Source organism: Shewanella bicestrii (assembly GCF_002216875.1).
GTDB classification, from domain to species: Bacteria; Pseudomonadota; Gammaproteobacteria; order Enterobacterales; family Shewanellaceae; genus Shewanella; species Shewanella seohaensis.
Window position 1 is genome coordinate 1,447,686 of the sequence record NZ_CP022358.1, and the last position, 13,836, is coordinate 1,461,521.

The window sequence follows — 13,836 nt, forward strand, 5'->3', positions numbered from 1 at the left end:
CAATATTCAATCGGCAAGAAAAGCATTAATTTGCGCTAACATACCTTCGGCATCGAGTTGTAAATCATGGGTCACTTCTTCTGGAGAGCCATGTTTAATAAACTCATCGGGTAGGCCGATTTGCTGCACAGGTTTGGGCATTTTAAGCTTTTGCAGTAGCTCTAATACACCAGAGCCTGCGCCGCCCATAATGGCGTTTTCTTCCACTGTGACAAGCACATCGTGGGTTTGCGCCATCTCTTTAACCAAATCCACATCCAACGGCTTCACAAAACGCATATCGACGACGGTGGCGTCTAAGCTTTCTGCGGCGGTTAAGGCGGCGGCTAAGGTGGTACCAAAGTTCAGCATGGCGATACGTTTGCCTAAACGCTTAATCACGCCTTTACCGATCGGCAATGCCGTCATGGCTTCGACCTGAGTAGCGCCGGTGGCGCTGCCCCTTGGATAACGCACCGCACTCGGGCCTGCATCATAGCAATAACCGGTATAGAGCATTTGGCGACATTCATTTTCATCCGATGGCGCCATGATCACCATATTCGGGATGCAGCGCATAAAGCTTAAATCGAATGCCCCTTGGTGAGTTGGGCCGTCGGCACCGACGATACCGCCACGGTCAATGGCGAACAATACAGGTAAACGCTGTAGTGCCACATCGTGGATCAGTTGATCATAACCCCGTTGCAGGAAGGTTGAATAAATGGCGACCACGGGCTTAAAGCCTTCACAGGCAAATCCGGCACCTAAAGTCACCGCATGTTGCTCGGCAATGGCGGCATCGAAATATTGTTTCGGGAAGCGCTGTGAAAACTCCACCATGCCTGAACCTTCACGCATGGCAGGGGTAATACCTAAGACTTTTTCGTCCTGCTCGGCAATATCACATAACCATTTGCCAAACACTTGGGAGAAGGTCGGCAGGCCCGGCTTAGTGGCTGGCTTCTTAAACTGTGACGGGTCAAATTTAGGTACCGCGTGCCAACCGATGGGATCTTTCTCGGCTGGTTCATAACCACGACCTTTTTTAGTCATGATGTGCAGTACTTGTGGGCCCTTTAGAGAGCGCATATTGCGCAGGGTTTCCACTAGGGCATCGACATCGTGGCCATCGATGGGGCCGATATAGTTAAAGCCTAACTCTTCAAACAGAGTGCCAGGTACGACCATACCCTTAAGGTGTTCTTCGGTGCGCTTGGCCATCTCTTTGATAACCGGCATGCCCTTGAGCACTTTCTTGCTGCTTTCACGAATCGTGGTGTAGAGGCGGCCTGACATCAGTTGCGCTAAGTGATTGTTGAGCGCGCCGACGTTTTCTGAAATCGACATTTCGTTATCGTTCAGCACCATCAGCATATCGTTGTGCAAATCACCCGCGTGATTCATGGCCTCGAACACCATACCGCCCGTCATGGCACCATCGCCAATGACGGCAACCACTTTGCGTCCTGCCTGTTCTTTTTCGGCGGCAACGGCCATGGCTAATGCGGCACTGATGGATGTGCCGGAGTGTCCGACGCTAAAGGTGTCGTATTCACTTTCTTCCCGCCAAGGGAAAGGGTGTAAACCGTTCTTTTGCCTAATGGTGTGCATTCTGTCGCGGCGACCGGTGAGGATTTTATGGGGGTAGGCTTGGTGGCCAACGTCCCAAATCAAACGATCAAACGGGGTGTTATAGACATAATGCAGGGCAACAGTCAGTTCGACTGTGCCGAGTCCAGAGGCAAAATGTCCGCTGGACATGCCAACGGACTTAAGAAGAAACTCCCGCAACTCATCGGCCAATTGAGGTAACAGGGCCTGAGGAAGCTGGCGGAGTTCATTAGGAGTGTTGGCCTGAGCCAACACGGGAAACTGTGAAATGTCCAAACTCATAGCGAGATACTTCGTCTCTTATTATATTCTTCGCTCAATGATATAGCGGGCGAAGTCTGCGATTAACTGGCTATTGTATGGCAATTTAGCCAGCGCTGATAGTGCCTCTTGGATCAGTTGCGCGGCGGTATCTTTGGCGCCTTGCAGTCCAAGTAGTTGCGGAAAAGTACTCTTATTGGACTCGGCGTCTGAGCCTTGGGGTTTGCCGAGTTCTTCCGTGGTGGCAATGATGTCCAGAATATCGTCTTGCACTTGGAAGGCAAGTCCTACCGCATGGGCAAATTCCATCATAGTCTGATATTCATCTTTTGGCGCATTAGCGGCAATCAAGCCTAACTCAACGGCGCAGCTGATAAGGGCGCCCGTTTTCATATTGTGGAGTTGAGTTAGGGCCTTAAGGTCGATGAGCTTATCGGTTGAGGCTAAGTCAATCGCTTGGCCGCCACACATACCACGGTAGCCCGAGGCTTTCGCCAGCGCTCTCACCATAGCGATATGCTGCTCGCTGCTGATCCCTGGTACTGCTTCGGTAACAATTTCAAAGGCTAAGGTTTGCAGAGCATCCCCAGCAAGGATGGCGGTCGCTTCATCGAAGGCGATATGCACTGTGGGCTGACCACGACGAAGGTCGTCATCGTCCATGGCGGGTAAATCGTCATGAATTAACGAATAAGCATGAATACACTCAATGGCCGCGGCGCAGGCGTCGAGTTTTTCAAGCGACACGCCAAACATTTGCCCAACACTGTAAACCAAGAAGGGACGAATACGCTTACCGCCTAACAGCGCGCCGTGGGTCATGGCGGCCTTTAATTGCGGCGCTGTGTCTTCGAGTGTGCTGAAACGTTGTTTTAATTGGTCATCAACCCGTAGTTGATATTCTTTTATTGCATTGACTAACACGCTTATTCGCCCTCAACGGCATAGGGAGAGAGGGGCGCATTTTCATCCTGCTTGAGTAAAATGGCCACTTTTTGCTGAGCTTGCTCGAGTTTTGCTTGGCTGTTACGCACCAGATTGATGCCACGTTCAAATTGTTTTAACGCATCATCCAGAGAGACATCGCCCTGTTCTAATTCGGCAACGATGCGCTCGAGTTCACCAAGGGATTCTTCAAAACTGAGATTTTCGGGTTTCTTCGCCACGTTAATAATTCCTTTGAAAGAGCGGACACAAGGTATATCAGGGCGACTCAAGGGTCAAATTCAGTCGACGGATATTTGCTCAATAGCACGCTTTGTTGCTGAATTTTTTTCAGAAAATAGAAATTGTCGCTAAACTTGCTTAGTGCTTGTCCGATAAATGACAATAATAGCATTATGCTTATAATCATCCTTTGACATCATAGAGTAAGGCTCAGGTTAAAACACAAAGTGTAATCCCTATGCGGATGACATTTTGTATTATTTTGCGAATAGAGTCAGTATCATGTCGTTTATACCGAATATTGAGGAGCCGTTGTGGATTTAGCTACAGTTATAGGACTAGTCGGGGGCTTTGGTTTTATCCTTTGGGCTATGATGACCAGCGGCGGCCTGGCAATCTTTATCGACGTCCCCTCAGTGTTTATCGTGTTCGGTGGTTCATTCTTCGTTGTAATGATGAAATTCAATCTCAAACAGTTTTTGGGGGCGGTAAAAATCGCCGTCAAAGCCTTTATGTTTAAGATTGATAAGCCTGAAGATCTTATCGAGCAATCCGTGACTATGGCGGACGCCGCCCGTAAAGGCGGATTCCTTGCCCTCGAAGAAGCGCAAATTTCCAACAGTTTTATGCAAAAAGCCGTCGATATGTTGGTCGATGGTCACGATGGTGAAGTGGTGCGCGCCGCACTTGAAAAAGACATTGCCCTTACAGAAGAGCGCCATCGCAACGGCATTGCGATTTTTAGGGCCTTTGGTGACGTTGGCCCTGCGATGGGGATGATTGGTACCTTAGTGGGCTTGGTGGCCATGTTATCCAACATGTCGGATCCTAAATCGATTGGTCCATCGATGGCGGTGGCCTTGTTAACGACGCTGTACGGCGCCGTGGTCGCCAACATGGTGTGTATTCCCATTGCCGATAAACTCACCCTACGCATGGGTGAAGAAATGCTTAACCGCAACCTGATTATGGATGCGGTATTAGCCATTCAAGATGGCCAAAACCCGCGGGTGATTGAAGGTTTCTTGAAGAATTATCTTGCTGAAAAACAGCGGAAAATCGATACAACGGACGGGGAGTAGCCCATGGCTAAGTGCAACTGTCCACCGCCCGGAGCGCCGCTCTGGTTGGCAACATTTGCCGATTTGATGTCCCTCTTGATGTGTTTCTTCGTGCTGCTGCTGTCATTCTCCGAAATGGACGTGATGAAGTTTAAGCAGATCGCAGGCTCGATGAAGTATGCCTTCGGGGTGCAAAACAAGGTCGAAGTCAAAGACATTCCTAAGGGGACGTCTGTGATCGCACTGGAGTTTCGCCCTGGCCGCCCCGATCCCACGCCGATTGAAATCATTAACCAACAAACCAACGAAATGACCGAGCCCGTATTGGATTATCAAGCGGGTGAAGACGATAGCGCGGGTGGTGTGCAGCAGCAAAATGGTTCGCAGCGGGGCGGTGAAGCCTCGGCGACGGCCCAAGAAACGGCGGATGCGGTGAAGGCCGAAGCCGCGGCGGCGCAGGATAAAATCAATCAGCAAGTGAAGAAAATGGCACAGGAACTCAATAATGAGATCACCGATGGGGCGATCGAAATTGAGTCACTTGGGCAGCAAATCATTATCCGTATCCGTGAGAAGGGCTCGTTTGCCTCAGGATCTGGCTTCCTGCAGCCTCGATTTAAACCCGTGGTGCGCTCGGTCGGTGAATTGCTAAAAGATGTGCCGGGGATCATCACGGTATCGGGTTACACTGATGATATGCAGATAAGTGATGAGCTCTATAGCTCGAACTGGGATCTCTCCAGTAAACGTGCTGTGGCGGTGGCCGATGTGCTGCTGCAAGTGAAGGGCTTCGATCCTAAGCGGATGAAAGTGGTCGGTATGGCGTCGAATAATCCAATCGTGCCCAATGACTCACCTGAAAACCGCGCACGAAATCGTCGAGTTGAGATCGCCATTGAACAGGGTAAAGCCAAAGAATCCGAAGAAATTCAAGTAGGTAAATAGCTTTTAAACCAAACCTGTGATTCGATAAAAACGCCGTGACTTGCTCACGGCTTTTTTATTGTCATCCCAAAACCACCGCCTCTGGCGGTGGTGATTGTCCCTTAAGGCTATAGCCTGAATAACGCCCATGTTAAAAGAGACCTTCTTATTCACCACAAGTAAGAGGAAACGAGAAACATGGGCGATTACAGAAGTTCATCACATGTTTACTGGCGTTGTAAATATCATATCGTTTGGACGCCTAAGTACAGATTCAAAATTCTAAAAGGTAACCTTGGTAAAGAGCCCTACAGGTCGATTTATATTCTATGCAATATGAAAAGTTGTGAGGTCTTAGAATTAAATGTCCAGATAGATCATGTGCATCTAGTCGTGATAATTCCCCCAAAGTTGTCAGTATCCACATTAATGGGGATATTGAAGGGTAGGAGCGCAATAAGGCTTTTTAACAAATTCCCTCATGTTCGCAAGAAGTTATGGGGAAATAGCTTTTGGGCGAGGGGTTATTTTGTTGATACGGTAGGCGTAAATGAGGAAATCATAAGACGCTATGTTCGCCATCAAGATAAGCAAGATCTAGAGCATGATGCTCAATTGTCGCTACAGATGAAGTAGGTGTAAGGAAATAGCCCCTTCCAGGGGCAAATCAAAGCCGCCTTCTAAGAAGGCGGATTCTTTACTTGTGATTTTTTGACTATAAGTTCAACTGTGCATAAGCGCACGCCACGAGCTGTCCGAGTGTGGAAACAGGTGCGCCAATCGCCGTGAGTTTGTTATAATCCGGCGATTATTCTTTTAACCAATTTTGCTGTTTACAAAATTGCCCGCGGAAATCCCATGAAGTTTATTGTAAAGCTGTACCCAGAAATCATGATGAAGAGCAAGCCCGTGCGCATGCGCTTCACCAAAATGCTTGAAACCAACATCCGTAACGTGCTCAAAAAAGTTGATGAAGATGCCAAAGTGCAACGTCAATGGGACCGTATTTGGGTAAAGGTGCCAAATGATAAACCTGAATTAGCTCAGGCCTTTGGTGAGCGTTTAGCCTGTATTCCTGGGATCGCCCATGTGGTGCAAGTGGATGAATACAGCTTTACCTCAGTCGACGATATCTACCAGCAAGTTTTACCCGTATATCGTGACCAAATTGCCGGTAAAACCTTCTGTGTGCGCGTCAAACGTACTGGCTCCCACGATTTTAACTCTATCGAAGTCGAGCGTTATGTCGGTGGTGGTTTAAACCAGTTTACCGATGCGATTGGCGTGCGTTTAAAGAACCCAGAAGTGACAGTTAACCTCGAAATCGAGGGCGATAAACTGTATATGGTGACCAAGCGTATCGAAGGCTTAGGCGGCTTCCCAATGGCGACACAGGAAGATGTGTTGTCGTTGATTTCGGGCGGTTTTGACTCAGGCGTGTCGAGCTACCAATTTATTAAGAAGGGCGCTCGTACCCATTACTGTTTCTTCAACCTCGGCGGCGCGCAGCATGAAATTGGCGTGAAACAAGTCGCTTACCATTTGTGGAAAACCTATGGTGAATCCCACAAGGTGAAGTTTGTGTCCGTGCCGTTCGAGCCTGTAGTGGCCGAGATTTTAGAGAAAATCGACAACGGTCAAATGGGCGTGGTGCTCAAGCGTATGATGATGCGCACCGCGGCGCGTATTGCCGAGCGTATGGGCATTCAGGCGATTGTCACAGGTGAGAGTTTAGGCCAAGTATCGAGCCAAACCTTAACCAACTTAAACGTGATTGACCGCTGCACAGATATGCTGATCCTGCGCCCGCTGATCGCCATGGACAAGCAGGACATCATCAACGAATGCCGCCGTATCGGCACCGAAGATTTTGCGAAATCTATGCCCGAATATTGCGGCGTGATTTCGCAAAAGCCAACCGTGAAGGCGGTACTGGCTAAGGTTGAGGCTGAGGAGACTAAATTCTCTGAGGACTTGATTGACCGTATCGTTGAGCAGGCCGTGGCCATTGATATCAGGGAGATAGCAGAACAAATGAATACGCGTATCACTGAAACTGAAACCGTTGTTGCTATCGACACCAATGAAGTGGTGATTGATATTCGCGCCCCAGAGGAAGAAGAGAACAAGCCGCTGGAGATTGAAGGCGTGGAAATCAAGCGGATCCCTTTCTTCAAATTAGCGACTCAGTTTGCCGATCTCGATAAGCAGAAGACTTACCTGTTGTACTGTGAGCGTGGTGTGATGAGTAAATTACAGGCGCTATACCTGATTGAGCAAGGTTATCACAATGTTAAGGTTTACCGCCCTTAAGCGATAGCCAGTAATGCACGTGCGAAGGCCAAACATCAATTTTGGCCTTAATGCGCATGAATTGGGGCCTTAATCCGCCAATAAGCAGGTAAACGAATACAAAAAAGCCGCATTGGAATGCGGCTTTTATTTTACTGTTTGTCCCGTCCTGAAATACGTTGACATAAAGAGGATTTCTTTATGACAACATTAATTAACTCAAGCCGTAAGCGCACACAACGAGATTACACCTTAGCCTTTAAATTAGGCGTTGTAGAGCGTGTTGAAAAAGGCGAAATGACGTACAAACAAGCCCAAGCCCATTTTGGTATTCAAGGCCGTTCAACGGTACTCGTCTGGCTTAGAAAACATGGTAGACTTGATTGGTCGAAACCTTTTCAGCATCCCCTTATGACTAAGTCAAAAGAAACACCTGCCGAAACGATCAAGCGCCTTGAACGTGAGTTAGCAGAAGAGAAACTGCGTAACCAAATCCTCAATGGCATGGTTGATATCATGGACAATGAATATGGAGCAGGCCTCAGAAAAAAGTACTTATCCGGTACGTCTGGCAAGCAAAAGGCAACGGAGAAATAAACCTCGCTGCCGCATGTCGTGCTGCGGGTATGTCGAGGCAAGGTATTTATCAGGCAGTTGCTCGAATGGAAAGTCGTAGAGCTGAGCTATCGGTTATCAAAGACTGGGTCCAGTACTGGCGTAAATATATGCCAAGGTTAGGGGCCCGTAAGCTCTACACGTTGATAAAATCCAAGCTGGTTGAGCACGATATTAAACTCGGGCGAGATGGGTTCTTTACCTATTTGAGAAGTGAAGGTTTACTGGTTAAACCGAAGAAAAGCTACACAAAAACCACGTTCAGCAAACACTGGATGAAGAAGCATCCTAATCTGCTGAAAGAGGAGGGACTGCACGATGCAGGGCATGTACTGGTCAGCGATATCACCTATCTTGAGTCAGACCAAGGTGTGCACTACCTGTCACTGATCACCGATGCCAGTTCTCGTAAAATAGTCGGTCATCACGTGAGTAAAGACATGAAAGCCGAGAGTGTGGTGAAAGCGTTAAAAATGGCCATCAAAGATAAGCGCTATATCGGCAACGCGGTGCATCACTCAGACAGAGGCTTACAGTACTGCTCAGCCGTTTATCAGAATGCGCTTCAGGCGAGCCAAATCCAGCCGTCAATGACGGATGGTTATGATTGCTACCAAAATGCATTAGCAGAAAGAGTAAATGGCATACTGAAGCAGGAGTTTTTACTGCACCGATGTAGGACATTTGCGGAGCTGAAGATACTTGTTAGAGAATCGATAGCAATATACAACAATATGAGACCGCATCTGAGTTTGAATATGGACTCCCCTAATCAGGTGCACAATAGAAAAGACCAGCTACTGGAGCTGGCCTAAAAACTGTCAACCTATCTTAGGACGAGACAGTTCAGCAGTGCAATTTATTCGGTCTTCACCACTTGCTGTGCCGGTAACACTTCATCGGCAAGCAATAAGGTAGGATCCTGCAGCGCTTCTTGATGCATTTTTTCCATCGTCGCAGTTAGTTCGGCATTGATGCTTGCCTGTAAATCACTGGTGTCGATGATAATTTCTGCATCAATAACATTTGCGCTGACATTGGCACTGAGTGCGCTGACTAACACTAATGCAAAAGCAGATTTTAAATTGAACATAGTCGCCTCCGGGCTGACAAAGTATTGCTGTCAGACATTCCCATCACCCGTTCGAGATTGTCCAACTCATGTGTTTCGTTGGCGCAAAATTTAATCAAAAACGCTGGCCTTTACAAACGATTAAATGTAACAATACGGATTAGAAAAACTAATTAAAAATTGAGATAGAGATCACTATGTCAAGACGCTTACCACCACTGAATGCGGTTAAAGCATTTGAGGCCGCCGCACGGCATTTGAGCTTTACTCGAGCGGCTGAAGAATTGTTTGTGACTCAGGCTGCGGTGAGTCACCAAATTAAGGCGCTGGAAGATTTTCTCGGATTAAAATTATTTCGCCGAAAGAATCGTTCGCTGCTGCTGACCGAAGAAGGTCAGAGCTATTTTCTCGATATTAAAGATATCTTCACTCAACTGGCGGATGCGACCGACAGGCTGCTCGCACGTAGCGCCATTGGTTCGTTGACCGTGAGTATGTCGCCCAGTTTTGCGATTCAGTGGCTGGTGCCGCGCCTGTCGAAGTTTAGTGAAAAAAATCCCGACATTGACGTACGAATTAAAGCGGTTGACACAGAGGCCAGCTCCTTAACCGACGATGTCGACGTCGCCATTTATTATGGTTTAGGCAATTGGCCGGGACTGCGCGCCGATAAACTCCGCAATGAAGTGCTGATCCCTGTATGTTCGCCCATGCTGTTAAACGGCCCTAAGCCGTTATCAAAGCCGGAAGATTTAAAATACCACACCCTGCTGCACGATATGAGCCGCCACGATTGGCAGGCTTGGTTTAGACAATGTGGCATTCACGATATCAACGTCAACCAAGGGCCGATTTTCAGTCATTCCTCCCTCGTTTTGCAGGCGGCGGCCCACGGCCAAGGTGTGGCCTTGGGTTATAGCGTACTCGCTCGCCCCGATATTAAGGCGGGGCGACTGGTGTGCCCATTCCAAGAAGTGTTAGTGAGTAAAGATGCTTATTACCTCGTCTGCCAACAGAATCATGCCGAGCTCGGTAAAGTGGTCGCGTTTCGTGAGTGGATGTTAGATATGTTTGCCGAGGAGTCACGCAGTGAGTTGTTGCCCGGATAATCCTTTGGTCAACGAGGATGTTGCTTCAAACGCCTATGTGTTAGAAGGCGAGCCATCAGAAACCTTGATTTTATTTGCCCACGGCGCGGGAGCGAATCGAGACTCCGACTTTATGTGCCAAATGGCCGCAGGTCTTGTCGCCAAGGGGTTTCAAGTGATGCGCTTTAACTTTCCCTACATGCAGGCCAATGCCGTGGATGGTAAAAAGCGCCCCCCTGACAGAGCGCCAAAGTTGCTTGCCCGTTTTAGCGAGATGCTCGATGTGGCGCACGCTCAGCCTATGGTTAAGCGTGTGGTCTTGATGGGCAAATCCATGGGCGGACGCATGGCGGCGTTACTGGCCTGCGATAGTGCGCAAGCGAGCCGTATCGACAGCGTCATTTGTTTAGGTTATCCCTTTATTCCGCTTAAGGGCGGTGAACCTAGGCTAGAACCCCTAAACGACTGTCAAGTGCCGGTGTTAGTCCTCCAAGGGGAGCGGGATAAGTTTGGCGGTAAGATGCAAATCCCTAGCTGGCCGCTTAAGCGCGATATTCAAATTGAATACTTAGCCGATGGGGATCATAGTTTTGTCCCAAGAAAGTCGTCAGGCACGACCGAAGCGGCTAACCTTGCATTGGCTGTTGATTTATCAGCAAAATTTATTGGCTAATGCTTATTCTTAATGTGGCCTAAAGCGCTCAGGCATGACTGCTAGAGCGCCGTCTGTCGTAAAGCCTATTGGTTTTTGGAGGTAAAAATGCGTAAAGGATTGTTGTTACTCGCCGCGGTAAGCGGATTTTTTGCGGTTGCGCTAGGCGCCTTTGGCGCCCATGGACTCAAGGCTGTCGCGCCGCCTGAGCTGATTGAGGTGTTTAATCTGGGGGTGCAATATCACTTCTATCATACCTTTGCGCTGATTGCCGTGGCCTTTGCCGGGCAGTGGTTAACCTCGCGTTTGCTGGACTGGGCGGCGTACCTGTTTATGGCGGGCATAGTGCTGTTTTCTGGCTCGCTTTACGGTTTGGCGCTGGTCGGTAGCAAATGGTTTGGCCCTATCACGCCGATGGGCGGTGGCTGTTTCCTCTTAGGTTGGTTATTGCTGGCCGCCGCCGTATGGCGCCATAAAGTGGTGGATGGTAACGAGTCATAATGCTCGTATGGCGTAGCCACTGCGCCATGGGGGCATCCTGCCAATCACACAAAAGCCCGATAGCAAATCGGGCTTTTGTGTATTGAAATTGCTATACTGGCGCCCAAATCGATAGTCGGCCATGTTTATGGCTTGGATTTCTTAAGGATCTCCATGAAAAACCTATTTTTATTTTGCCGTGCAGGCTATGAGAAAGAATGCGCAGCAGAAATCCAACAGCGAGCCGCCGAGCTCAATGTGGGTGGCTTTGTTAAGGCCAACAACAACGATGCCTACGTGGTATATCAATGTTTTGAAGAAGACGGCGGCGATACCTTAGTGAAGCAACTGCCGTTGGATTCACTGATTTTTGCCCGTCAGATGTTTGCCGCAAGCGAGCTGTTGGCGGATTTACCCGAGTCTGATCGTGTCAGCCCGATTGTGGCGGCGCTCAGTGACGTGAGTAAAGCGGGTGAGCTGAGGGTTGAAACTCCAGATACCAACGAAGCGAAAGAGCTGTCGGCATTTTGCCGTAAGTTTACCGTGCCTTTGCGCCAGCATTTGAAAAAATCCGGCAGTTTACTCGCGCAAGAAAATCCTAAGCGTCCGATTATCCACGTGTGTTTTATCGGCCCAGGTCGCGCCTACGCAGGTTATTCCTTCAGCAACAACAGTTCACCCTATTTTATGGGGATCCCGCGACTGAAAATGGCTGCCGATGCGCCGAGCCGCTCAAGCCTGAAACTCGATGAAGCGTTCGCGCAGTTTGTGCCTAAAGAAGAACAGGAAGAGCGGGTTCGCAGCGGCATGAATGCGGTGGACTTAGGCGCTTGCCCTGGCGGCTGGACCTATCAGTTAGTGCGTCGTGGCATGATGGTCTCCGCGGTCGATAATGGCCCAATGAACGAAAAGCTGATGGAGACCGGACAAGTGAAACATTTCCGCGAGGATGGTTTCCGCTTCGAGCCACAGCGCAAAAACATCTATTGGTTAGTGTGTGACATGGTTGAAAAACCTGCGCGCGTGGCTGAGTTGATTGAAGCTTGGGCCATCAATGGCTGGTTTAAAGAAGCGATTTTCAACCTCAAGCTGCCGATGAAGAGCCGTTATAAAGAAGTGATGGCGATTTTGAATACCATGCAGGAAATCCTCAAGGAAAACGGCATCAACGAATTCCAGTTGCAGTGTAAGCACTTATATCATGACCGTGATGAAGTGACGGTTCATCTGTGGATTAGACCTAGCCAGGCTTGGAACTAATCAGCGGTTTTTCACTGTTCTTTTCGTGACTGAAGCCCCAAGTGATGTTTGGGGCTTTTTATTTGGCTGTCCCGCTAAATGGCGGCCATAAAAAAACGCACTCAAGGTGCGTTTTTTTGTTTCGCGCAAAGCGATTATGACAGACGGTCAAGCACCGCTTGAGTGAAGTCTGTCGTGCCGTGGGTGCCGCCTAAATCGCGAGTCGTACGGTCGCCTTCTTCAATCACTGCCGATACGGCTTTACGGATCATGTCGGCTTTATCAGCCATGCCTAAGTATTCCAGCATTTGGATAGAGGCTAAGATCACTGAGGTTGGGTTCGCGAGGTTTTTACCTGCGATATCTGGCGCGCTGCCGTGAACCGCTTCGAAAATCGCTGCATCACGGCCAATGTTGGCGCCGGGTGCCATACCTAAACCACCGACTAAACCAGCACACAGATCCGACAGAATGTCACCAAACAGGTTGGTGGTCACGATAACGTCGAAGTTTTCTGGGTTCATCACTAGCTTCATGCAAGTCGCATCGACGATCATTTCTTCGGTTTTGATGTCTGGGTAGCGTTGGCTCACTTCACGGGCCACTTTCAGGAACAGACCTGAAGTTGACTTCATGATGTTTGCTTTGTGCACGATAGTGACTTTCTTACGGTTTTCTTTACGAGCTAGTTCGTAGGCGAATGTCGCGATTTGCTCAGCGCCTTGGCGAGTGACGATACTGGTCGCTTCTGCGGTGGTGCCGTCTTCAGACACTTTTTGACCGTGGCCTGAGTACATGCCTTCGGTGTTTTCACGCACTGTGATGATATCAATGTTTTCATAACGGGCTTGAGTGCCTTTGAAAGACAACACAGGACGCACGTTAGCGTACAGGCCGAATTTCTTACGTAATGTCACGTTGATAGAGGTGAAGCCTTCGCCTACAGGTGTCGTCAGCGGGCCTTTCAGGGTGATGCGGTTTTTTTCGATCAGTTCTAAAGTACGCTGCGGAAGTAGTTCGCCCTGCTTCTCGAGAGCAGTTAAGCCGGCATCGGCAAATTCATATTCAAAATCACAACCTGCTTTATCAAGAATTTTTAAGGCTGAATCAATAATACTTGGGCCAATTCCATCACCTGGAATTACGGTTATCGTTCTTTTTGACATGGAGAAGTCCTTCCACGGTTCGTCGTTACTGCAATTGTCCGACCCGGGATTAGCCGGGTAACATGACTATGAATTTGGTGTTTTTTCTCCCCATTATTTTAACCGTCTTTGGTCAAACTTCACAGGAAATAGTGAGCAATATCACGATTTTTTATCGGGTATAACTTGTAAAAATACTGGGTTATAACGATGATGGAGGACCAATGGTTAAAAAAGTCTACTTTAG

General features: G+C 48.6%; 14 protein-coding genes. 9 read left to right on the forward strand and 5 right to left on the reverse strand.

From position 1 onward, the window contains the following. Nucleotides 1–6 precede the first annotated feature (6 nt). The 3 genes from dxs to xseB are packed head-to-tail and all read right to left on the reverse strand — an operon-like array spanning nt 7 to nt 3,020. Entirely contained in the window at nt 7–1,875 is a 1,869-nt protein-coding gene (dxs, locus tag CF168_RS06335) for a 1-deoxy-D-xylulose-5-phosphate synthase (RefSeq protein ID WP_089067343.1), read from the reverse strand. Between the two features lie 21 nt (nt 1,876–1,896). Then, nucleotides 1,897–2,778, reverse strand: a complete 882-nt coding sequence (gene ispA, locus CF168_RS06340) for a (2E,6E)-farnesyl diphosphate synthase (protein ID WP_089067344.1) — start codon at nt 2,776–2,778, stop codon at nt 1,897–1,899. A gap of 2 nt (nt 2,779–2,780) precedes the next feature. Next, the gene (gene xseB, locus CF168_RS06345; RefSeq protein ID WP_011623480.1) at nt 2,781–3,020 is read right to left on the reverse strand and encodes an exodeoxyribonuclease VII small subunit; all 240 of its coding nucleotides are present in this window, start codon (nt 3,018–3,020) and stop codon (nt 2,781–2,783) included. Between the two features lie 315 nt (nt 3,021–3,335). On the opposite strand from xseB, the gene pomA reads away from it, so the two are divergent. The 5 genes from pomA (at nt 3,336) to CF168_RS06370 (ending at nt 8,728) form a co-directional block, all read left to right on the forward strand. After that, complete coding sequence (pomA, locus tag CF168_RS06350; protein ID WP_011717762.1) at nt 3,336–4,103, forward strand: flagellar motor protein PomA; 768 nt, start codon at nt 3,336–3,338, stop codon at nt 4,101–4,103. A gap of 3 nt (nt 4,104–4,106) precedes the next feature. After that, nucleotides 4,107–5,027, forward strand: a complete 921-nt coding sequence (locus tag CF168_RS06355; protein ID WP_011623478.1) for a flagellar motor protein MotB — start codon at nt 4,107–4,109, stop codon at nt 5,025–5,027. A 177-nt stretch (nt 5,028–5,204) separates the two neighbouring features. Continuing rightward, nucleotides 5,205–5,642, forward strand: coding sequence for an IS200/IS605-like element ISShes4 family transposase (gene tnpA, locus CF168_RS06360; RefSeq protein ID WP_089067186.1), 438 nt, complete (start codon nt 5,205–5,207; stop codon nt 5,640–5,642). 222 nt (nt 5,643–5,864) lie between these two features. Continuing rightward, on the forward strand, nt 5,865–7,319 hold the full coding sequence (thiI, locus tag CF168_RS06365; protein ID WP_011717761.1) for a tRNA uracil 4-sulfurtransferase ThiI: 1,455 nt from the start codon (nt 5,865–5,867) through the stop codon (nt 7,317–7,319). Between the two features lie 180 nt (nt 7,320–7,499). Beyond that, nucleotides 7,500–8,728, forward strand: a protein-coding gene (locus CF168_RS06370; protein ID WP_089067141.1) for an IS3 family transposase whose coding sequence is annotated in 2 segments (ribosomal slippage) — nt 7,500–7,851 and nt 7,851–8,728 — 1,230 coding nt in all. Because the reading frame shifts where the segments join, the coding sequence is not laid out codon by codon here. A 44-nt stretch (nt 8,729–8,772) separates the two neighbouring features. Here CF168_RS06370 and CF168_RS06375 read toward each other — a convergent pair. Then, nucleotides 8,773–9,006: a hypothetical protein gene (locus tag CF168_RS06375; protein WP_011623476.1), complete on the reverse strand. Its 234-nt coding sequence runs from the start codon at nt 9,004–9,006 to the stop codon at nt 8,773–8,775. A 176-nt stretch (nt 9,007–9,182) separates the two neighbouring features. Here CF168_RS06375 and CF168_RS06380 point away from each other — a divergent pair, with 176 nt between their 5' ends. The 4 genes from CF168_RS06380 (at nt 9,183) to rlmM (ending at nt 12,465) form a co-directional block, all read left to right on the forward strand. After that, complete coding sequence (locus CF168_RS06380; RefSeq protein ID WP_011623475.1) at nt 9,183–10,094, forward strand: transcriptional regulator GcvA; 912 nt, start codon at nt 9,183–9,185, stop codon at nt 10,092–10,094. Further along, on the forward strand, nt 10,075–10,746 hold the full coding sequence (locus CF168_RS06385) for an alpha/beta fold hydrolase (RefSeq protein ID WP_167373584.1): 672 nt from the start codon (nt 10,075–10,077) through the stop codon (nt 10,744–10,746). The genes CF168_RS06380 and CF168_RS06385 overlap by 20 nt, the downstream gene beginning before the upstream one ends. A gap of 87 nt (nt 10,747–10,833) precedes the next feature. Then, the gene (locus CF168_RS06390; RefSeq protein ID WP_011623473.1) at nt 10,834–11,226 is read left to right on the forward strand and encodes a DUF423 domain-containing protein; all 393 of its coding nucleotides are present in this window, start codon (nt 10,834–10,836) and stop codon (nt 11,224–11,226) included. A gap of 153 nt (nt 11,227–11,379) precedes the next feature. Continuing rightward, nucleotides 11,380–12,465, forward strand: coding sequence for a 23S rRNA (cytidine(2498)-2'-O)-methyltransferase RlmM (gene rlmM, locus CF168_RS06395; RefSeq protein WP_011623472.1), 1,086 nt, complete (start codon nt 11,380–11,382; stop codon nt 12,463–12,465). A gap of 134 nt (nt 12,466–12,599) precedes the next feature. On the opposite strand, the gene CF168_RS06400 is transcribed toward rlmM, so the two are convergent. Beyond that, nucleotides 12,600–13,610 (reverse strand): isocitrate dehydrogenase, encoded by a 1,011-nt coding sequence (locus tag CF168_RS06400; protein ID WP_011623471.1) that lies wholly within the window; start codon nt 13,608–13,610, stop codon nt 12,600–12,602. Between the last annotated feature and the right edge of the window lie 226 nt (nt 13,611–13,836).

Excerpts from the sequence above, each read along its gene's own strand:
- CF168_RS06400 (WP_011623471.1), bottom strand. The coding sequence starts at position 13,610 with ATGTCAAAAAGAACGATAACCGTAATTCCAGGTGATGGAATTGGCCCA.
- dxs (WP_089067343.1), bottom strand. The coding sequence starts at position 1,875 with ATGAGTTTGGACATTTCACAGTTTCCCGTGTTGGCTCAGGCCAACACT.
- rlmM (WP_011623472.1), top strand. The coding sequence starts at position 11,380 with ATGAAAAACCTATTTTTATTTTGCCGTGCAGGCTATGAGAAAGAATGC.
- thiI (WP_011717761.1), top strand. The coding sequence starts at position 5,865 with ATGAAGTTTATTGTAAAGCTGTACCCAGAAATCATGATGAAGAGCAAG.
- CF168_RS06375 (WP_011623476.1), bottom strand. The coding sequence starts at position 9,006 with ATGTTCAATTTAAAATCTGCTTTTGCATTAGTGTTAGTCAGCGCACTC.
- tnpA (WP_089067186.1), top strand. The coding sequence starts at position 5,205 with ATGGGCGATTACAGAAGTTCATCACATGTTTACTGGCGTTGTAAATAT.
- CF168_RS06355 (WP_011623478.1), top strand. The coding sequence starts at position 4,107 with ATGGCTAAGTGCAACTGTCCACCGCCCGGAGCGCCGCTCTGGTTGGCA.
- CF168_RS06390 (WP_011623473.1), top strand. The coding sequence starts at position 10,834 with ATGCGTAAAGGATTGTTGTTACTCGCCGCGGTAAGCGGATTTTTTGCG.
- CF168_RS06380 (WP_011623475.1), top strand. The coding sequence starts at position 9,183 with ATGTCAAGACGCTTACCACCACTGAATGCGGTTAAAGCATTTGAGGCC.